The sequence below is a fragment of the Proteus sp. G2674 genome, from assembly GCF_009915195.1.
In the GTDB taxonomy this organism is placed as follows: domain Bacteria; phylum Pseudomonadota; class Gammaproteobacteria; order Enterobacterales; family Enterobacteriaceae; genus Proteus; species Proteus mirabilis.
Map to the genome: position 1 here is coordinate 197,433 of NZ_JAABLS010000014.1, position 21,786 is coordinate 219,218.

The following is a 21,786-nucleotide window of genomic DNA, read 5'->3' on the forward strand; positions in this document are numbered from 1 at the left end:
TTCATATTTTTTCACTTTTTATTTGATAAATATTTTTGTTCTTATGGTAAATATGACTATAACCACATGATTAATAGTGTTTTTATTGCTATTTGGTTTAAGTGTAAAAAAACTTGCGCAAAAAATTCTATTGGATATAATGCATTCCAGTTACAAATTGAAACATGTTGTAACCTGTAACAACGCCTAATTTATTTATTATCTAAGTTTCCGTTTTGGTTACTTACTTTTTTTATTACACCAGGTAGATCGTTGTTTTCAGTCATTCAATTACTGATAAGTTGATTTTATTTACTTATCTATACTGCAACGGATATTTTTGTCGGTTGTGAGTAAAAATATAAAGAGAAAGGCAGAGAACTACACATAGCATTTTTATTATTTTAATAAATTTAAAAGCCATAGTACTTCGCGGTACTATGGCTTTTTGTTTTATTACGCAGCAAATGTGTGTTTCATCTTGTCGAGAGCCCGCTTATACCATCGGTTGTTTTCTTTCTATCTATCTATGCAAGTCCTGCTACACCAACAAATTGTTAACACTCTTCGCGAGGCGTTTTTAGATTTTGTGGCACATTTTTCTGCTATTGTGCCAAAAACACATTATTACTTTGTCTTCGTCAGTATCAAGCATCAATTTGCTACCAATATTTAACATCAAAATTGAGTTAGCGTTATCCAGCTAGCAAAATCGCAATGTTATAAAATAACCATTAGTAATAATTTCAAAATAATATTAATTAGCTATTGTGGAGTATTTCTGGGAGATAACCACCGGTTGTTATAATGGATTACTTATCTAACAAGTCGTTTTTACGACACTAAATTGTTATTCCAAAAACGAATATACTTATAACTATATGAAAAATTATGAGAAAAACAGGTTGATTGCTGGTTAAAATATAGACGGTTTAAGTATTGATTACGATAAAGTCATCAATAAAGATCGTAATGAAGATAACTTTGTTGATTAATCAATCTAGTAATGAAATTAGAGATATTAATGTAATTATTTATTATTTATAAAATCCAGTTTTTAACAATTTATATAATGTAATACAAAGGTTGATAATATGAAAATAACCATCATGTTTATAATTAAAAAAATATATTAAGTTATTTCTAATAATGTTGGTTGAAAATTAGAAATAATAAATTATTATTTTTGTATTATTTTAAATATATTGTCTTATAAATTGATTGTTTTTTGTGTTTTTTGTATCTATTTGATTTTAAATGATTTGTATTATTTTTAATTAGCTCATTTTTTGATAATAAGAATTATTACTACTTATTTTATCATTACTATATAAAGAATAATTAATTTTAAATTGACCATATATATTAAAAATCCATCTTAAACATTAAATAGCTGAAACGTTTTTTCTCGCATAAAAGAATAATTTATTTTTTAATGAATTATCGCTTGATAATGATCAAGTCATTATTGTGTCGGAGTGTTAAAAAGGCGGTGTTTTAAAATTATTCCAATTAAAAATCATCATATCAGGAGAGATATATGGCCTTGGGGAATAATGTTTTTTCCCAACATGGTATTAACCGACGCGATTTTATGAAATTGTGCGCAGCGTTATCAGCTACCATGGGATTAAGCGGCAAAGCAGCCGCGCAAATGTCACAAGCAATGACATCACCTGAACGTCCACCTGTTATTTGGATTGGTGCTCAAGAGTGTACAGGTTGTACGGAATCTTTATTACGTGCGACTCACCCAACACTTGAAAACCTTGTTCTGGATGTTATCGCACTTGAATATCACGAAGTGCTCTCTTCCGCTTTTGGTTATCAAGCAGAAGAAAACAAACATAATGCGATGGAGAAATACAAAGGTAAATACGTCCTTGTTGTCGACGGTTCTATCCCTGACAAAGATGGCGGTATTTACTGTATGGTGGCAGGCAAACCTATTCTTGAGCATATCAAAGAAGCTGCTGAAGGTGCGGCGGCAATTATTGCTATCGGTTCTTGTTCTGCATGGGGTGGTGTGCCAGCTTCTGGAGGTAACCCTACAGGCGCTAAATCACTGGAAGCTATTTTACCGGGTAAAACAGTTATCAATATTCCAGGGTGTCCACCAAACCCACATAACTTCTTAGCTACAGTTGCACATATTATTACCTTTAATTCATTACCTAAGTTAGATAGCAAAAACAGACCGCTATTTGCATATGAGCGTCTAATACATGAAAACTGTGAACGCCGTCCTCATTTTGATGCGGGTCGTTTTGCTAAAGAATTTGGTGATGAAGGACACCGCCAAGGCTGGTGCTTATACCATTTAGGTTGTAAAGGACCTGAAACTTACGGTAACTGCCCAACATTAGAGTTTTGCGATATTGGTGGAGGAATTTGGCCTGTTGGTATTGGTCACCCTTGCTATGGCTGTAATGAAGAGGGTGTCGGATTTACGAAAGGTATTTTCCAACTTGCGAATGTTTATCAGCCAACACCAAAAGCACAAGTACCCGATGTTAACGCCAAAGAAGGTGGTGGTGTTTCTTATGGTGCAGCGGGCTTATTAGGTGCAGTTGTTGGTGCTGTTGCTGGGGTAAGTGTGATGGCTGTGCGTCAATTAGGCCGTGACAAAAATACCACAGGAGCCTCACAGGAGGATAAACGGTGAATAGGCGTCATTTCTTTAAGCTGGCATCAGGTGGGGTTCTCCTTGCGGGAATGGCACCCACTGCGAGTCATGCTGCGGCGCAGAACCGTCCTCCAATTCCTGGGGCTCTCGGTATGCTCTATGACTCTACACTCTGTGTAGGCTGTCAAGCATGTGTGACAAAATGTCAGGAAATTAATCATCCGGAACCCATGGAGCGTGGTGATACTTATGCTAATGGTGATCCGATCTGGTCAAACAATGACAAACTAAGTCCTTACACAAATAACATTATTCAAATTTGGCGTGATGGAACAGGTGAAAATAAAGATCAACTGGAAAACGGTTATGCCTTTATTAAGAAACAATGTATGCATTGCGTTGATGCTAACTGTGTTTCTGTGTGTCCTGTTTCAGCGTTAACCAAAGATCCGAAAACCGGTATTGTGCATTATCATGCAGATATCTGTACAGGTTGTCGTTACTGTATGGTGGGTTGTCCTTATAACATTCCTAAATACGATTATGATGATCCCTTCGGTAAGCTTTATAAATGTGAACTATGTAACCAAAAAGGGGTAGAGCGCTTAGATAAAGGCTTATTACCCGGCTGTGTTGAGGTTTGTCCAACAGGTGCTGTGATTTTTGGTACTCGTGAAGAGTTGCTTGAAGAAGCAAAACGCCGGTTAGCGAAAAAAGCGGGTGAAGAATATCACTATCCACGCCAAACCATTAATGGTGGCGATACTTATCTACATAAGATCCCAGAATATCAAGATCATATCTATGGTGAGTTTGAAGGTGGTGGTACGCAGGTGATGGTACTTTCCGCGGTGCCTTTTGAAAACCTAGGTATGCCAGAAGTGGCTCCATTATCAACGGGTGCGCGTTCTGAACATATTCAACATACGCTGTATAAAGGTATGGTTTTACCAATAGCAGCGCTTGCGGGCATTACTTATTTGGTTAACCGTAATAGTAAAAAACAAGAGCAGGAACACCATAAGGAGGATAACGATGTCGAGTCATGATCCTCGTCCACTTGGCGGTAAGTTATTTACTTTAGCTGTTAGAGTGTTTTTACCGCTTGCTGTGCTTGGTTTTATTCTTATTGGTAAGCGTTTGGTATTGGGTCTTGGGGATGTTTCCGATCTAAATGGCGGTTATCCTTGGGGTATTTGGATAGCCTTTGACTTACTTATCGGAACAGGCTTTGCGTGTGGTGGTTGGGCACTGGCATGGGCTGTTTATGTTTGTAATAAAGGTGAATTTCATCCCTTAGTACGTCCTGCATTATTAGCGAGCTTGTTCGGCTATTCGTTAGGTGGATTATCCATTGCAATCGATATTGGTCGTTACTGGAACATGCCTCACTTCTTTATGCCTCAATACTTTAACGTTAACTCCGTGTTGTTTGAAACAGCAACTTGTATGACCATCTACATTATGGTGATGGCATTAGAGTTTTTACCTGCACTACTGGAACGTTTAGGTTGGAAAGTTTCGTTAAGACGCCTTAATAAAGCGATGTTCTTTATTATTGGTCTAGGCGCCTTATTGCCAACCATGCACCAATCCTCCATGGGATCATTAATGATTTCGGCAGGTTGGAAGGTGCATCCTCTGTGGCAATCTTATGAAATGCTACCGCTGTTCTCTTTATTAACCGCCTTTATCCTCGGTTTCACTATTGTTATTTTTGAAGGTTCTTTATTAAAAGCGAGCCGTACTATTAATGACGATGAAACACCGCTATTTACCAAGTTAACTAAAATCATAGAAGTACTTCTGATCACCTTCTTGGTATTACGTTGGGGTGAAGTGATTTGGAACGGTAAGCTGAGTTATATCGCTAAAGGGGATATGTTCTCTTGGTTATTCCTTGCAGAAAGTGCCTTGTTGTTTATTCCTCTGGTATTGATGCACCTGAAAAATAATCGTCGTAGCCCAAGAATGTTATTTGTCTGCGCATTATTTATGTTAGTGGGTGCGGCAATGTGGCGTATGAACTATTCATTAGTCGCTTATAACCCAGGCAACGGTTATCACTATTTCCCAACTGCAAGTGAGTTGTTGATTTCTATTGGCTTCGTTGCATTCGAAGTTACTGCTTACATTCTTATTATCCGTTTACTGCCGGTACTACCAGCACAAACAGAGTCAAATATACAATTAAAAAAGGCTGAGGTTAAATCATGAGCCAACGCATTACTATTGATCCTATTACCCGTATTGAAGGGCATTTACGCGTCGACTGTGAAATCGATAACGGAAAAGTCGTTAAAGCTTGGTCTTCCGGTACTATGTGGCGTGGAATGGAGGAGATCCTAAAAGGAAGCGATCCTCGTGATGCATGGATTATTGTGCAACGCATTTGTGGTGTTTGTACAACGGTTCACGCAATAGCCTCAGTACGTGCTGTAGAAGATGCCTTAGGGATGGATATTCCGGTTAATGCTCAGTATATCCGTAACTTAATTCTGGCTTCTCACATTATTCATGACCATATCGTCCATTTCTATCAGTTGTCTGCGATGGATTGGGTTGATATTACGGCTGCATTACAGGCAGATCCTGAAAAAGCCTCAGCGATGCTTAAAGGGGTTTCTCAATGGCAACTGAACTCTGCTGAAGAGTTCAGAAAAGTGCAGAAGAAAATTCAAGATCTGGTTGATAGCGGTCAGTTAGGTATTTTCGCCAATGGTTACTGGGGTCACTCAGCCATGAAATTACCTCCTGAAGTGAACTTGATTGCGGTAGCTCACTATCTACAAGCATTGGAATGCCAGCGCGATGCAAACCGCATTGTGGCCGTGTTAGGGGGTAAAACTCCGCATATTCAAAACTTAGCAGTGGGCGGTGTTGCTAACCCAATTAACCTTGATGCACCGAATGTTCTCAATTTAGAACGTTTAATGTATGTAAAACACTTTATTGATAACTTGGGTGATTTTATTGAACAAGTTTATAAAGTGGATACTGCTATTTTTGCTGCTTATTATCCAGAGTGGTTAAAAATCGGTAAAGGGGCTAATTACTACTTATCTGTGCCTGAATTGCCTATTAATGGCAATAATACTGAGTTTTTACTCTCAGGTGGCTATATGGAAGGCGTTGATTTTTCTACTTATCGTCCAATTAAAGATTGGAAAGATCAAAACCTGAAAGACGGCATCGAAGAGAGTGGTAAACACGCATGGTATGAAGATGATGAACCATTAAAACCATGGGAAGGTTTAACTCGTCCTAAATACACCGGTTGGGATGAAAATAATAAATACTCATGGGTTAAGTCACCCACATTTTACGGCAAACCTGTAGAAGTAGGTACTTTAGCATGGTTAGTGTGTGGTTTAGCGGGTAAACATGAAGGCACAGTAAAACACTATAACGAAGTTAATCAGATCTACACCAAATTAACCGGTCAAACCTTGGTGACAGAGCAGTTAGAGTCAACTTGGGGACGCATTATTGGTCGTACTGTTCATGCTTGTGTATTACAAGATTCGCTTAACTTCTTATGGCAATCACTGGTTGATAATATTGGCCGTGGAGATACGGCTTCCTTTATTAAACCTGAGTTTGAGCCGGGTAAAGAGTATCGTGGCGTCGGTTTTGAAGAGGCTTCGCGCGGTATGCTATCTCACTGGATAGTCTTTAAAGATGGCAAAATCACAAACTATCAGGCAGTTGTTCCTTCAACATGGAATGCGGGTCCTCGTAACTTTAATGATGAACCGGGTCCTTATGAGTTATCACTAGTGGGAACGCCTGTGGCTGATCCTAACAAACCACTGGAAGTGGTAAGAACCATTCACTCTTTCGATCCATGTATGGCTTGTGCTGTGCATATGGTTGATTTAACAGGTAAAGAATTAAGTAAGGTGAAGGTATTGTAATGCGTACACTTGTCTTAGGTATTGGTAATTTATTACTAAGCGATGAAGGCATTGGTGTTCGTATCGTAGAAGCGCTCGAAGAGCGCTTCTCTTTACCGGAGAACGTCGATGTTATTGATGGTGGCACATCAGGCATGGAAATTTTGCAAGATATTGCCGCAAGAGATTTATTGATTGTTGCTGATGCAGTAAGAAGCCAGCACGAGCCGGGCAGTATCTTTGTATTACATGATGATGATGTACCCGCATTATTTACCCAGAAAATTTCACCGCATCAACTCGGGCTATCGGATGTATTAATGGCTTTACGTATGACTGATGAATTTCCTCGCAAACTGATTTTAGTGGGTATTGAACCTGCTTCATTAGCGCCAAGTATGTCATTGTCAGATATTGGTCAGCAATCGATGGAAATAGCACTTGAACAAGTGGTTAATATTTTGCGTGAACATGGGATCACCGTAACCCCTAAAGAGGTAACAGCATGAGTGAATTAAATTGGGATATCACGGGATACGATGAACCACCTATTGAATTACTTGAAAGCAGTTTTCGAGAGATTGCCAAAAAAGAGATGCAAGCATTGCCTTTTTACAGAGAAAATATTCCCGTAAAAGCAGGGGGATTTACTTTATTTGAAAAGCAATGGATTGGAACAATTTTAACGCCTTGGATGCTAGAGCTTATTGTGTTGCCCGGGCCATCACAAGAGTGGCCAAGACGTAAAATTGGTGAGCGTATCGCCTTAGCGCTTCCTTGTGGTCAGGTTAAATTTGTCGTTGGTGAACTTGCTAATGGTGCTCAATATCTGGCTTGTTCATTAATGTCGCCACTTGATCGCCATTTACAAGGTGAGCAGGCGGTTGAGTTAGCAGAAAACAGTGCAAAAATGGCTCTTTCTCTTCCTGTTCAGACACAATCCGTCACAGAAGTTGATTTAAGTCGGCGTTCCCTGTTTCGTGGTCAGTTAAGATCATAATGTAGAACGTTTACGCGACACCGAGTCAAATTCTTCTTATTGAATAGTCAGGAGTCAGAATATGTGTAGCACTTGCGGTTGTGGTGAAGGTAATGTCAGTATTGAAGGCGTAGCGCCTCATTCACACGATCACCACCATCACTCTCACGACCATGATCATCACGACCATGATCATCACGACCATGGTCATCACCATCACGGTCATCACCATCATCATGGGCATGATCATCATCATGAACACAATGCTACTCCAGCGAATACTGTTCATAAATATATTGATAAGTCTGAGCAAAAGCATAAGCACAATTACGAAACTCATGGTCAGCCTATCATTATTCATCATCACCATTACCATAATAGTGGCGATGTTCATCTCCATTTTTATCATGATGCACAGCAAAATGAAGCCCAAGTGTTCCATGAGCATCATCATGGGCATGACGATCATCATGCACATTCTCATGAACATACTCATAGCCATGAACATGAACATAGCCATGCTCACGAACATAGCCATGAACACGAAGAACAATTTAGTCCAGTTATTGATAATGACAACATGCATTATGGGCAAGGGGAAGCTGGTACTCATGCTCCCGGAATTAGCCAAAAACGAATGTTAAAAATTGAGATGGATGTACTGGATAAAAATAATCGAATTGCCGTTCATAATCGTGAACATTTTGCCCAGCAAAATGTATTGGCGCTGAATTTAGTTTCAAGTCCCGGCTCCGGTAAAACAACGTTGCTAACTCAAACGTTAAAACAGCTAACGCAACGTGTACCTTGTGCGGTGATTGAAGGTGATCAGCAAACGACGAATGATGCTGATCGTATTCGTGAAACCGGGGTTGCTGCTATTCAAGTCAATACGGGTAAAGGTTGTCACCTTGATGCACAAATGGTGCATGATGCTACCCATCAATTAGGTTTAAAAGACAACAGTATTCTCTTTATTGAAAATGTTGGCAACCTGGTTTGCCCTGCCAGTTTTGATCTGGGTGAAAAACATAAAGTGGCTATCCTTTCGGTAACGGAAGGGGAAGATAAACCATTAAAATATCCGCATATGTTTGCCGCTGCAGATCTGATGATTATCAATAAAATTGATTTAGTGCCACATCTTAATATTGATGTGCAAGCGTGCATTGAATCAGCGCGTCGCGTCAATCCTAATATTGAGATCATTGCATTATCTGCGACAACTGGCGAAGGTATGGAAGAGTGGTTAGCTTGGTTGGAGAGCCGTTTATGTGCTTAGGTGTTCCTGCCAAGATAGTTGAGGTGGGCGATGATGTCCACCAACTCGCTTATGCTGAAGTCAGTGGCGTAAAACGTGCCGTCAATATCTCTATGGTTTGTGAGGGTGACCCGTCAGAGTTATTAGATAAGTGGGTGCTTATTCATGTTGGATTTGCCATGAGTATTCTTGATGAACAAGAAGCTCAAGATACTCTGGATGCATTACAACATGTATATGGTGTTACCCTTGAAGAGGCTGATGATGCAATACGTTGATGAATTTCGTGATCCCGAATTGGCCAAAGCATTATTAGCTCAAATACGTGAAACTATTTCACAATGGCCTCATCCCATCACTCGCCCATTACAGATTATGGAAGTGTGTGGCGGACATACGCATGCCATTTTTAAATTTGGTCTCGACCGCTTATTACCACAAGAGATTGAGTTTGTTCATGGTCCCGGTTGCCCGGTATGTGTGTTACCTATGGGGCGCATTGATGCTTGCTTAGAAATTGCAGCCCGTCCAGAGGTCATTTTCTGTACTTTCGGTGATGCGATGCGGGTGCCCGGTCGTCATGGTTCAATGCTTGATGCTCGTCGTCGCGGTAGTGATATCCGTATTGTTTATTCACCGCTTGATTCATTAAAAATTGCGCAAGATAACCCTGATAAACAAGTGGTATTTTTTGGCTTAGGTTTTGAAACTACCATGCCAAGTACGGCGATGACGCTGCAACAAGCAAAATTACGTGGACTGAAAAATTTTTCGCTATTTTGTCAGCACATTACTATCGTACCGACTTTACGTTGCTTATTAGAGCAAGAAGATGTACGTATTGATGGTTTTATTGCTCCCGGTCATGTCAGTATGGTGATTGGCTGCACGCCTTATCAACCTTTATGTGATGAATTTGAAAAACCCTTTGTGGTGACAGGGTTTGAACCGTTGGATTTATTACAAGCTATACTGATGGTAGTAAAACAGCTTAAAGCAAAAGCTGAGAATGCAGATTATGTTTTGAGTATTGAAAATCAATATAGTCGTATTGTCCCTAATGAAGGCAATAAACTTGCGCAAAAAGCATTGAAAGATGTTTTTATGCTAAAAGAGAGCAGTGAATGGCGTGGACTTGGGGAGATCCCTATGTCTGGTATTCAACTAACACCCGCTTATGCTGAGTTTGACGCTGAACGACGTTTTACACCAGCACCACAACAAGTGGCTGATAATCCACAATCACGCTGTGGCGATGTATTAACCGGACGATGCAAACCTTCTGATTGCCCATTATTTGGTAAAAGTTGTACACCAGAAACGGCATTAGGTGCCTTAATGGTGTCATCAGAAGGTGCATGTGCGGCTTATTATCAGTATCGCCGTGAAGGTAATATATGAAACAACCTGATGAAATCACCTTAGCTCAAGGAAATGGTGGGCAAGGTATGCAACAACTTATCGAAGGGCTATTTTTGAAAGCATTCGATAATCCATTATTGAATGAAAAAGAAGATCAGGCTCGTATTGCATTAGCCGATCTCACAGCACAGGGCGATCGTCTGGCATTTAGTACCGACAGTTATGTGATTGATCCGATCATTTTCCCAGGTGGAAATATTGGTAAATTATCTGTTTGCGGAACCGCGAACGATCTTTCTGTAGGTGGAGCTGTACCTCGCTATCTCTCTTGTGGTTTTATTTTAGAAGAGGGACTTGCTTTTGAAACGCTAGAAACATTGGTGATGGCGATGGCAAAAGCCGCACAACAAGCAGGTATTCAGATTGTAACGGGGGATACCAAAGTGGTTCCTCGTGGTGCTGCGGATAAGATCTTCATTAATACTGCGGGTATTGGGGTGATCCCAAGTAAAATTGATTGGGCAGCAAGTCACATTAAAGCCGGCGATAAGATCATCGTCAGCGGTACAATAGGCGATCATGGTGCCACTATCTTAAATTTACGTGAAAATTTAGGATTGGAAGCTGATCTGCAAAGTGACTGTGCCGTGCTTGAACCAATGATCGCGCCTTTACGTCAAATTGACGGTATTCGTGCATTACGTGATGCAACTCGTGGTGGCGTGACCGCTATTTTACATGAGTTTTCTCAAGTCTGTGGCTGTGGCATGAATGTATATGAAAACAAACTGCCAATGAAACAGTCTGTACGTGGTGTGTGTGAATTATTAGGGCTGGAAGCACTCAATTTTGCTAACGAAGGTAAAATTGTATTAGTCGTGTCACCGCAAGCAGAAAAACAAGTTCTTGAGGCTTTGCATCAACATACTTTAGGTCAAGATGCTTGTACCATTGGTGAAGTAACTGAAGAGCGTTATATTCGTTTAACGGGAATTTTTGGCACAAGTCGTATTTTAGATCTCCCTTATAACGAGCCATTACCCCGTATTTGTTAATTAAATCAAATCACTCAACTGATCTTTTAAATACTCATAAGTTATTTCTCTGTTACAGAAGTTTGTTATAACGCAAACTTCTGTCATTTATCTTAATTCTGATCCTTTGATAAAAATATTTTTGGAGTAACATGTTCGACCAATCCTACTGCGTGGAGAGGGTCTCTCGTGGGGGTAAGTTCTAGGGAAAAACATGTCTTGGTCAGAATTTAAATCTCAATACCTGATCCGTTTCTGGAAGCCTCTTCCGGCGGTTATTGCAGCAGGTATCTTATCTACTTACTACTTTGGTTTAACCGGCACTTTCTGGGCAGTTACTGGTGAGTTTACTCGCTGGGGCGGTCATGTGATGCAATGGTTTGGTGCGCATCCAGAAGAATGGGGTTACTTTAAAATCATTGGTCTTGAAGGGACACCACTCACTCGTATTGATGGGGTAATGATTATTGGGATGTTTGGTGGTTGTATTATGGCAGCACTTTGGGCCAATAATGTCAAACTTCGTCATCCTCAGCATAAAGTGCGTATTCTTCAGGCCGTTTTGGGCGGTATTATTGCCGGATTTGGTGCTCGTTTAGCTATGGGGTGTAACCTCGCGGCATTCTTTACCGGTATTCCTCAATTTTCATTGCATGCTTGGTTCTTTGCTGTTGCTACTGCTATTGGCTCTTATTTTGGTGCCAAACTTTCATTAATGCCACTATTTCGTATACCGGTAAAACTGCAAAAAGTCAGTAAAGCATCACCTATTACGCAAGATAAACAACGTGCAAAACGTCGCTTTCGATTGGGGATGGTTATCTTTTTTGCCATGATCGCATGGTCATTAATCATTCTATTTGATTCACCCAAACTCGGCTTTGCTATGCTGGGGGGAATTGGCTTTGGGATCTTAATTGAACGTGCGCAAATCTGTTTTACTTCCGCATTTCGTGACTTATGGATAACCGGTAGAACGCATATGGCGAAAGCGATTATTATCGGTATGGCGGTAAGTGCAGTGGGTATTTTTAGCTATGTACAATTAGGTGCTGCACCGAAAATTATGTGGGCCGGTCCTAATGCAGTTATTGGTGGTTTGTTGTTTGGTTTTGGTATCGTGCTTGCTGGTGGTTGTGAAACAGGCTGGATGTATCGTGCAGTTGAAGGGCAGATCCACTTTTGGTGGGTAGGTTTAGGTAACGTGATTGGTTCAACAATACTGGCGTACTATTGGGATGATTTTTCTGCGGTACTGGCTACCGACTACGATAAAATCAACCTATTAGATACCTTTGGTCCAGTTGGTGGATTAGCCATCACCTACCTGCTACTTGGTCTCTCTTTTATATTACTACTTTGGTGGGAAAAACATTTCTTCCGCAAAAGAGCGCAACAAGCGCAAGCGCTTTCAACACAAATTAATAAGGAAATCGCATGAACGAGAAAAAAACCATAGTGCCAGATTATCGTCTTGATATGGTCGGTGAGCCTTGTCCTTATCCTGCGGTGGCAACATTAGAAGCGATGCCGTCACTGAAAAAAGGTGAGATCCTTGAAGTGGTAAGCGATTGTCCTCAGTCTATTAATAATATTCCCTTAGATGCGAAAAACTACGGTTATACCGTATTAGATATTCAGCAAGATGGGCCGACAATACGCTATTTAATTCAAAAATAGCGGCGGAATAATTGATAAAAAACAGCCTGATCATAGCGTGAGATAGGCTGTTTTTTGTACTATGATATCGGGTGATAAAATTACTCGGCTTCACCACCAAGTACTTCGGTAACCCTTTCAATTAGCGCGCTTAGTTCACCTGTCATTAAGACAAAATCGGCATCAAAACGCTGGGCAAAATCGGCTTTATCAATATCATCGTTTTGCTCACGTAAGGTATCACTAAATTTAATGCGCTTGATAGAACCATCATCACAAAGCATGAATTGCAGGCGATCTTCCCAATCAAGAGAAAGCTTGGTGACAAACTTACCGGCTTCAATATGAGTGGCAATTTCATCAGAGACAAGCTCTTGTTTCTTACAACGTATCACGCCACCTTCTTCTAATACCGCTTTAAGCTCGGCTTCATCCATTAATGTAAAACCAGCAGGGAGTTCACCGGAACGAACCCATTGTGTCATTTTTGATTCGACAGACTCATTAAAATTGAGTGGCACCACGGGTAGCGAACCTAATGTTTTACGCAATAAGGCTAAATTATCTTCGGCACGTTTTGCACTACCTGAATCAACAATCACTAATTGCTTATCTAAATCTAACCAAATAAAGGTTTGTGAGAACTTGCTAAATGCGCGAGGAAGTAACGTGTGGACAACTTCATCTTTTAATGTCGCTTTTTCGGTTTTCTTTAATTTACGACCTTGTTCACCCTCTAACTTTTCAACTTTATCTTGTAGCGCTTGCTTAATGACGGTGGCGGGGAGGATCTTATCTTCTTTCCGTGCGCACATCATGACTTGTTTACCTGCAACATGGATAAGTGCTTCGCCACGATCACCCATAGGTGAAACCCAACCCGTTTTGGTCATATCTTGGCTACTACAAGGGGTGAATGCTAATGAAGCCAGCTGTTGTTCTAACTCATCCATTGACAGCGCTATCTCTTTATTTAAGCGATAGACCAAAATATTTTTAAACCACAGCATCTGACATTCCCCTTAATCATGATTAACAGCAATATGATACTGAATGTTAGCAGTATCTAAAAGGTAATATCCTTTAAAAGAAATTTATTATCGGCTCACAGTATAAAAACAGTGCTCAAGCTGAATCGAATAATTAGTAAAATTACTTTATGAAAATGAGTTTTATTCTTATTTGCTGCTAATTAACTTATCGTTTTACGGGGGAGATAATCTAAATCTCAAGAATTGTCGTAATGTGATAATTATCACGTAGTTGAGTTTTTATCCTATTTTTGAACGCTTTCTTTGCAACACTTTCAGATTTATCTCTGCATTAATTTACAAAAGAAAATTTATCTTGACGATTGGGTGTGATTTTTATCACAGTTTTAAGAAAAAGTAACAGGTTGTTTTTCATGGTAATGATGGTGATCTAAATCACAAATATAAATATTTTTTTGCGGAAAATTGACAAAAACGCATAAATAGCCTTTTTATGTTAACTATGGTTATAGTTTAGCTTTAGTTATGATTAATAGAATCCGTAGTTCATAAACAAACATTGATTAGAGATTGTAATTAAACCTTACTCTTGTCCTATCTTGGTTAATATTTTTAGTTAATTATCCTTATAAAGTGTGTAGGTCATTCATTACTGCGAGTTAAATTGTAGTTAAATTTATTTTTAAGCTTATTTAAATAACAAGTAAATATAAAAATAGAAAATTATAAAATTGAGATAATAATATTTAAATCTTTAGGGTTATTTATTTAGTGGTTAAAAATAATACGTCCTTTTAAATATATTAAATAGCAAGGTAAATTTTTTTATTAGCAAAAACATTAGCTATGTAACAAAATGAAATATAAAAGAAAAATTAAAAAATGGTATTTTGAAAAAGTTGATTAAGTTCAAAAAATACGTATCTTTAAGCTTAATTGTGAAGCTCATCACTTAGGTATGTAACCATGAAAATATACTTTGATGTAATTGTGGGCTATATCACGAAAGTTAGGCTTTTTTTTGAGTAACATGCCAGCGAAAATTCAATGCTCTACTCGATTTGTGGATAGAAATAAAAGCAATGCCCTTATTTAAATAGTAATGAGGACATTATTTTTGTGTCTTATTGGTGAATATCTCTGTGTCAAGGAAATTAAAGCCTGTAAGAAAATTAAGTAGAGTAATAATAGCAGTTATAAAAATGAACGGTTGTAAAAGCGATTTTCTTGTTTGAGATCCGTGGCGGCGGCTCTTTGAACTGAAATCAGGGTTAATCATAGACGGCGGTATTATTTTTAACCTTAGAAAGAAAATCATAAAACTATAGAAAATAGATGGGTATTTTAATCATGAAAAGCTTAAAGCCTTTAGCAGCGCTGGTAGGTTTATTGGTTCTGTCGGGATCTGCAAACGCAGTAAATGTGTACAACGATAAAGGTACACGTTTTGATGTTAACGGTCAGTTCCGTTTAAAAACGCAAGTGACTAGCCAAAATCATGAAATGAAAATGAATGATGATGGTAGCCGTATCGGTTTCTTTGGTTCCCATGAACTGACTAACGATATCAAAGTGTTTGGTAAATTAGAGTGGGGTTCAGATACTCAAAAAACCAATAGTGATAACCCTAAATCTAATTTTGAGATGTATAACCGTGTAGGCTATGTTGGTTTTTCTCATCGCGATTATGGACAAATCCAATTTGGTCGTACTTATATCCCGATTGACTGGGTAAAAAAATCAAGCTACGGCTATGGTAATACAGGGGTATTTTACTTTAGTGATGTATTAGGCCGCGCTGTGGGTTATAGCAATGGTTATGCTGATGGTAAAGGGGTTGGTAAAAACAACTTTATGACTCGTTTACCACAAACTATCTTTATTGAAACAAACCGTTATGAAGGGTTTAAGCTTGCAGGTACGATAACGGGTAAAACTGGGGATGATAATACTCGTACTACCGGTGATATTACTCGTGCTTACTCCATTGTTGGTTTTTATAAATCAACCTTCGGTTTAGAGTTTGATGCGGGTTATTCTGCAGCTAAAGGTGAAGCAACCCATAGCAGTAAAAGTACGGTTCGAGGTAAAACACCAGAAAATAGTATCTTAGCATTCGGTGCAGAATACTTCTTCCCTGGTCGCGAATTCTCTATCGGTATCGACTATGGTCAATCTCGTGGGAAAAACTCAGGCTTAACTTTAGCGAGCAATGCCTCAGAAAAAGATTACAGATGGAACTCAGTTAAAGGCGATTGGAAAGCGAATTTATATGGTGTTGGTGTGAAATGGCACTGGGATCGTATCGAAAGTGGTATGTATGCGGGTTATTACCTGCGTGATGGCGATGCTAACACTTTCAACTACAAAAAAGAAACCTATACTGTGGGTGTAGATAAACGTTTTGCGGTATCTAAATACAACAACTTACGTTTATTCGCTGAAATGGCATATGATGATGCTCGTAGCGAAAACCCAGCTTATGAAGATAAAAAACAATATATCTTTGAAACTGGTATGCGTCTGTACTTCTAGTTTTATCAAAGCAAGTATTGTTTGACAGAAGTAATAAAAGGAGAGCAACTGTGCTCTCCTGTTAACCAATATATAAGGGGTGTGTAATGGTTAAGAATGTGTTGAAAATCTCAACATTAGCAATGTTGGTCGCATTCAATGTGAATGCTGCGACAGTCGATCTCCGTATTATGGAGACTTCGGATGTTCACAGTAACTTAATCGACTTTGACTACTTCAAAGACAAACCAACAGAACAGTTTGGTTATGTTCGTACGGCGAATTTAATTAAAGCCGCGAAAGCTGAAGCAACCAATGCGATTTTAGTGGATAACGGTGACTTGATCCAAGGTAGTCCACTGGCTGACTATCAAGCAGCTAAAGGCTTAGAGAAAGGGGAAGCTCATCCAGCGCACCAGTTAATGAATACCATGGGGTATACCGTAGGTAACTTTGGTAATCATGAATTTAACTATGGTTTAGATTACCTGAAAAAAGCCATTGCGGGCGCTGAATTCCCATATATCAATGCCAATATCATGGATGCGAAAACAGGCAAAAACTATTTCACACCTTATATCATTGTTGATACACCAGTAAAAGATCGTGATGGCAAAGAGCACACTATCAAGATTGGTTATATCGGCTTTGTACCACCACAGATTTTAATCTGGGATAAAGCCAATCTGGATGGAAAAGTCGTTGTCAATGATATTACAGAAACAGCGAAAAAATTCGTTCCTCAAATGAAAAAAGAGGGTGCGGATCTGATTGTGGCTATCCCTCACTCTGGTTTTTCTTCTGAGCCTTATAAAGCTATGGCTGAAAACTCAGTCTATTATCTGAGTGAAGTTGATGGCATTAACGCTATTATGTTTGGTCATGCTCACGGCGTATTCCCAAGTAAAGAATTTGAAGGCATTAAAGGTGTTGATGTTGCTAAAGGCACTGTAAATGGTGTTCCAGCAGTAATGCCAGGCCAATGGGGTGATCACTTAGGTGTTGTCGATATGGTTATCAATAACGACAGCGGCAAATGGGTGATGACCCAAGCAACAGGTGAAGCGCGTCCTATCTTTGATAAAGCAAACAAAAAAGCATTAGTTGAACGTGATGCCGAGTTAGCGCAAATTATTGAAAAAGCACACCAAGGTACCCGTGATTTCGTCGGAAAACATATTGGTAAAGCGTCAGCTAATATGTATAGCTTCTTAGCTTTAGTACAAAGTGATCCAACGGTACAAATCGTTAACGATGCACAAGTTGATTATACTAAACACTTTATTCAAGGTGATCCGAACTTAGACGGCCTGCCAGTATTAGGTGCTGCAGCACCATTTAAAGCCGGCGGACGTAAAAATGCACCTGCAGACTTCGTTGAAGTAGAAAAGGGTGACTTAACATTCCGTAACGCAGCAGACTTATATCTGTATCCAAATACATTAGTGGTTGTAAAAGCGACCGGTGCAGATGTTGTTGAGTGGTTAGAATGTTCAGCGGGTATGTGGAACCAAGTTGATCCTAACTCAACCAAACCACAATACTTAATCAACTGGGATGGTTTCCGTACTTATAACTTCGACACTATCAGTGGCGTAGAATATAAAGTTGATTTAACTCAGCCTGCTAAATATGACGTTGATTGCCAAGTTGTCAATAAAGATGCAAACCGTATCAAAAATGTCACTTACCAAGGCAAACCTATCGATCCTAAAGCAACTTTCTTAATTGCAACCAATAACTATCGTGGATACGGTGGTAAATTTGCGGGTACAGGTGAAAGCAATATCGCCTTTGCATCACCAGATGAAAACCGTGCAATCTTAGCTTCTTATATTGCTAAGCAAACGAAAGAAAATGGCGAAGTTGCAACAAAAGCTGCGAATAATTGGTCTTTCTTACCGATTAAGACAGATAAACAATTAGATGTTCGCTTTGAAACTTCACCAAGTGAAAAAGCCGCTAACTTTATTAAAGATTTTGCTCAGTATCCAATGACCTTTGTGGAAAATGACGATATCGGTTTTGCAATTTACAAAATCGACCTAACTGAGAAGAAATAATCTTATAGACCTGTCCATTCGGGCAGGTCGTTCTCATGTTTTGGCGTGAAAGAGTGCAGTTATTGCTCTTTAAGGGGATTTTATGCGCTTTATAAAGCTATTACCTGCTATTTTAGCTGTTATTTTAGCGGGTTGTGTGACACAAGCACCTGAAGTTAAACAACCATTAAAACCGCAAGCAAAATTAGTTGAAGGCGTATCTTGTATTTTACCTGATGCACCTACTGCCAATTATGACTATATTGCGACAAATGATCGTTATGGTCAAAATAGTAAAGCATCAACAGATTACTTTAAATTAGCCATTAATTACTCACCGGCTTTTTGTGATTATAAAAAAAATAATATTAAGCGTTTAAATAACGATAACGAAAAAGAGCGTGCTAAACGCGAATTCGATAAATTTGAAATCCAGTGTTTCTCAGATAATAAATTTGGCTGGATTGTTCATGGGCTATGGGCTGAAACCTGCGATGGTAAATCATGGGATGAATGCCGTGACTGGAAAGACATACGCAAGCATCCTCGTTTATGTAAAGGGGATTTACCACCATTAGAATACTCAGCGATTAAACCTTACTTATGTTCATCACCGGGTATCGACTTATTGCAAGGTGAATGGGAAAAACATGGCGTTTGTGCCTTTGATACGCCAGAAGCATTCTTTGGTCAGCAACAAGCGTTATTTGACGCATTAGTGTTACCAGAAGGCCGCCCTTCAAATAGTGAATTGATTAAGTTCTTAAAAGAAAATAATCCATCATTGAAGGATAAAGAAATTCAAATTAATCGAGATGAATTCTATATTTGTTATAGCAAAGATTTCGAAGTGATTGATTGTCCGAAACGTGAATATTGATCTAGGGATAAAACTTAAATGAACCATAAATATAAACTCGTAGCCCTTGCAGTAAGCTCCGTCTTATTAGCAGGTTGTGCTAAAAATTATGACGAAGCGAACGTCGTTGATGTCCGTGTGATTGCACTCAATGACTTCCATGGTGCATTAAAAGCACCAGGTCCAAACAAGCCTGGTGGTATTGAGCATATGGCTACGCTGGTCAAAGAGCTGAAAAAAGATAACCCAAATAATATTGTGGTAGCTGCCGGTGATATGGTTGGTGCTAGCCCATTGTTATCTTCAATGTTCCATGATGAGCCAACCATTGAAGCGCTTTCATTAGCAGGTTTAGAAGCAACTTCAGTGGGTAACCATGAATTTGATAAAGGTATGGGTGAGTTACTGCGTAAGCAAAACGGTGGTTGCCATCCAGTTACAGGTTGTCAAGGTCCTACAGAATTTAAAGGTGCTGATTTCCAATATTTAGCGGCTAACGTGACTGTTAACGAAACAGGTAAAACGTTATTCCCTGAATATGTGATTAAAGAGTTCAATGGTATTCCGGTTGCCTTTATTGGTTTAACTTTAGAAGGTACTGCAGCTATCGTGACACCAAAAGGAACTGAAGGTTTAAGCTTCCACAATGAAGCAAAAACAATCAACGCTTTAGTGCCTAAGTTACAAGCTCAAGGTGTACAGGCGATTGGTGTTCTGATCCACGAAGGTGCTGCACAGCGCCGTGATGGTGGTCCAGTAAATATCAACGCATGTAATGGTATTACAGGTAAAGTACTTGGTGTGGTTGAACAATTAGATCCAGCGGTTGACTTTGTTGTAACGGGTCATACTCACCAAGCTTATAACTGTACTATTAACGGTAGATCAGTGACTTCTGCACAATCTAATGGCGCCATGTTAACGCGTATCGACCTGAAATTAGATAAAACAACGAAAGATGTTGTTGATGTAGAAGCGCGTAATATTTGGGTTGATAACCGCAAATATGAAAAAGATCCTGCTGTCACTAAACTGTTAGAAGCTTACGAGAAAATTGCTACACCATTAGCGAACCGTATTATTGGTAAACTAGAAGGTAACTTAACCAAGCAAACTAACGATGCAGGCGAATCGGGTCTAGGTCAAGTTATTGCTGATGCCCATTTATATACGGCAAAACCAAAAGATATGGGTGGCGCACAAATCGCCTTAATGAACAGTGGCGGTATTCGTGCTGATATGACGGGTGGTGATGTTTCTTATAACGCTATTTATACCGTACAACCATTCTCTAATGTACTGTTAACACAAACATTAACGGGTGAGCAGATCAAACGCTTATTAGAGCAACAGTGGGATCGTTCACGTCCACAAGTATTAGCGGTATCGGGTAATTTCCAATATACATGGGACAGCAAAGCACCTGTTGGACAACGTGTGATTGTTGAATCAATGCGTATTGATGGTAAGCCTGTGGATATGAAAGCGAATTACCGTGTAGTTGCAAATGAATACTTAGCAACAGGTGGTAGTAACTTCTCTGTACTGAAAGAAGGTAAAGATCCGGTTTACAGCGTGCCAGATGTTGATGCAGTAGTGAAATACTTTGCTGAGCAGTCACCTATTGCTCAACCAAAAGCGAACAACATTACTCGTAAATAACATATTTTCATACGCCTTGTGAAAATAGCACCTCTTACGAGAGGTGCGTAACTAAATAAAGAGAGCAAAGTGTTGAACACAAAGGGTCCATCCCTACCTTTGTATTCATTACGCACTTTGCTCTTTTTTTATGTTTTTTTACTCATGGGGTGCCAATAAGCTGGAACTGTATTTATTACATATAGGCTCTCATGAAAATTTTTATTTGTCGTGGGCAAAAAAAAGCCCACAGAGGCTGTGGGCAAGGAATGAAAATAAAAAGAGGGTATTTGGATCAGATGTCTATATTAAAGTCTATTATTTGAAGATTTTAAAACGAGCGTCATCTTCAATATAATTTTTCTCACTTGCTTCTTGTTCGATAGAGCCAAAGACCATTTGTGCTCTTAATTTCCAATGGCGAGGAATATCCCAAGTTGCGTGAACTTCATCATCAATAATTGGATTGTAGTGTTGCAGTGATGCCCCTACATTTTCAGCCGCAAGTGCAGTCCAGACAGAAAGCTGAGCCATACCACTGGCTTGCTCTGACCAAACAGGAAAGTTTTCAGCATACAGTGGGAACTGCTCTTGAAGCCCTTTAACGATATCAGTATCTTCAAAATAAAGGATGGAGCCTGCACCGGCAGCAAAGCTATTAATTTTGGCTTCTGTTGCGCTAAATGCATCCGCAGGGACTAATTTTTTCAGAGTATCTTTAACGATATTCCATAATTTCTGGTGTTGTTCACCAAATAAAACAACAACACGAGAAGTTTGTGAGTTAAATGCGCTAGGGCTTTCTTTAACCGCTTCTTTGATGATCGTAGCAACTCTGTCTTCGCTAATAGGCAGTTGATTACCTAAATGATAAATTGTTCTACGTTTTTTCATTAATTCTGTAAATGCGTTAGACATGCTTATCTCCTTGATAAATATAAG

Annotated in this window: 18 protein-coding genes; 16 read left to right on the plus strand and 2 right to left on the minus strand. The window is 39.3% G+C overall.

The window, feature by feature from the left end:
* Positions 1-1,519: 1,519 nt before the first annotated feature.
* From hybO to yedF, 12 genes are all read left to right on the plus strand, one after another.
* Complete coding sequence (hybO, locus tag GWI58_RS07010) at positions 1,520-2,644, plus strand: hydrogenase 2 small subunit (protein WP_004245185.1); 1,125 nt, start codon at positions 1,520-1,522, stop codon at positions 2,642-2,644.
* Positions 2,641-3,654 (plus strand): hydrogenase 2 operon protein HybA, encoded by a 1,014-nt coding sequence (gene hybA / locus GWI58_RS07015; protein ID WP_004245184.1) that lies wholly within the window; start codon positions 2,641-2,643, stop codon positions 3,652-3,654. Before hybO ends, hybA begins: the two co-directional genes overlap by 4 nt.
* A complete protein-coding gene (hybB, locus tag GWI58_RS07020) occupies positions 3,641-4,822 on the plus strand; it encodes a Ni/Fe-hydrogenase cytochrome b subunit (RefSeq protein ID WP_004245183.1) in 1,182 nt (393 codons plus the stop codon). Before hybA ends, hybB begins: the two co-directional genes overlap by 14 nt.
* The gene (gene hybC / locus GWI58_RS07025; RefSeq protein WP_004248989.1) at positions 4,819-6,522 is read left to right on the plus strand and encodes a hydrogenase 2 large subunit; all 1,704 of its coding nucleotides are present in this window, start codon (positions 4,819-4,821) and stop codon (positions 6,520-6,522) included. Before hybB ends, hybC begins: the two co-directional genes overlap by 4 nt.
* A complete protein-coding gene (locus GWI58_RS07030) occupies positions 6,522-7,010 on the plus strand; it encodes a HyaD/HybD family hydrogenase maturation endopeptidase (protein WP_004245181.1) in 489 nt (162 codons plus the stop codon). The genes hybC and GWI58_RS07030 overlap by 1 nt, the downstream gene beginning before the upstream one ends.
* Positions 7,007-7,501, plus strand: coding sequence for a hydrogenase-2 assembly chaperone (hybE, locus tag GWI58_RS07035; RefSeq protein ID WP_004245180.1), 495 nt, complete (start codon positions 7,007-7,009; stop codon positions 7,499-7,501). The genes GWI58_RS07030 and hybE overlap by 4 nt, the downstream gene beginning before the upstream one ends.
* A gap of 61 nt (positions 7,502-7,562) precedes the next feature.
* Positions 7,563-8,762: a hydrogenase nickel incorporation protein HypB gene (gene hypB, locus GWI58_RS07040; RefSeq protein WP_161769037.1), complete on the plus strand. Its 1,200-nt coding sequence runs from the start codon at positions 7,563-7,565 to the stop codon at positions 8,760-8,762.
* Positions 8,753-9,019: a hydrogenase maturation factor HybG gene (gene hybG, locus GWI58_RS07045; protein ID WP_004245178.1), complete on the plus strand. Its 267-nt coding sequence runs from the start codon at positions 8,753-8,755 to the stop codon at positions 9,017-9,019. The genes hypB and hybG overlap by 10 nt, the downstream gene beginning before the upstream one ends.
* Positions 9,006-10,142 (plus strand): hydrogenase formation protein HypD, encoded by a 1,137-nt coding sequence (hypD, locus tag GWI58_RS07050; RefSeq protein WP_004248992.1) that lies wholly within the window; start codon positions 9,006-9,008, stop codon positions 10,140-10,142. Before hybG ends, hypD begins: the two co-directional genes overlap by 14 nt.
* The gene (gene hypE, locus GWI58_RS07055) at positions 10,139-11,158 is read left to right on the plus strand and encodes a hydrogenase expression/formation protein HypE (protein ID WP_161769038.1); all 1,020 of its coding nucleotides are present in this window, start codon (positions 10,139-10,141) and stop codon (positions 11,156-11,158) included. Before hypD ends, hypE begins: the two co-directional genes overlap by 4 nt.
* Positions 11,159-11,351: 193 nt before the next feature.
* The gene (yedE, locus tag GWI58_RS07060; RefSeq protein WP_004245174.1) at positions 11,352-12,578 is read left to right on the plus strand and encodes a selenium metabolism membrane protein YedE/FdhT; all 1,227 of its coding nucleotides are present in this window, start codon (positions 11,352-11,354) and stop codon (positions 12,576-12,578) included.
* Entirely contained in the window at positions 12,575-12,817 is a 243-nt protein-coding gene (gene yedF, locus GWI58_RS07065) for a sulfurtransferase-like selenium metabolism protein YedF (RefSeq protein ID WP_004245173.1), read from the plus strand. The genes yedE and yedF overlap by 4 nt, the downstream gene beginning before the upstream one ends.
* Before the next feature lie 80 nt (positions 12,818-12,897).
* Here the strand turns inward: yedF and rdgC are convergent, their stop codons facing one another.
* Positions 12,898-13,806 (minus strand): recombination-associated protein RdgC, encoded by a 909-nt coding sequence (rdgC, locus tag GWI58_RS07070; RefSeq protein WP_017827380.1) that lies wholly within the window; start codon positions 13,804-13,806, stop codon positions 12,898-12,900.
* Between the two features lie 1,332 nt (positions 13,807-15,138).
* Here rdgC and GWI58_RS07075 point away from each other — a divergent pair.
* From GWI58_RS07075 to GWI58_RS07090, 4 genes are all read left to right on the plus strand, one after another.
* The gene (locus tag GWI58_RS07075) at positions 15,139-16,323 is read left to right on the plus strand and encodes a porin (RefSeq protein WP_223310093.1); all 1,185 of its coding nucleotides are present in this window, start codon (positions 15,139-15,141) and stop codon (positions 16,321-16,323) included.
* Positions 16,324-16,409: 86 nt separating this feature from the next.
* The gene (locus GWI58_RS07080) at positions 16,410-18,365 is read left to right on the plus strand and encodes a bifunctional 2',3'-cyclic-nucleotide 2'-phosphodiesterase/3'-nucleotidase (protein ID WP_004248998.1); all 1,956 of its coding nucleotides are present in this window, start codon (positions 16,410-16,412) and stop codon (positions 18,363-18,365) included.
* Between the two features lie 82 nt (positions 18,366-18,447).
* Entirely contained in the window at positions 18,448-19,224 is a 777-nt protein-coding gene (locus tag GWI58_RS07085) for a ribonuclease T2 family protein (protein WP_004245169.1), read from the plus strand.
* Positions 19,225-19,242: 18 nt separating this feature from the next.
* Positions 19,243-20,865: a bifunctional metallophosphatase/5'-nucleotidase gene (locus tag GWI58_RS07090; protein ID WP_004245168.1), complete on the plus strand. Its 1,623-nt coding sequence runs from the start codon at positions 19,243-19,245 to the stop codon at positions 20,863-20,865.
* 297 nt (positions 20,866-21,162) lie between these two features.
* Here GWI58_RS07090 and GWI58_RS07095 read toward each other — a convergent pair whose 3' ends face one another.
* The gene (locus GWI58_RS07095) at positions 21,163-21,762 is read right to left on the minus strand and encodes a nitroreductase family protein (RefSeq protein WP_004245165.1); all 600 of its coding nucleotides are present in this window, start codon (positions 21,760-21,762) and stop codon (positions 21,163-21,165) included.
* Between the last annotated feature and the right edge of the window lie 24 nt (positions 21,763-21,786).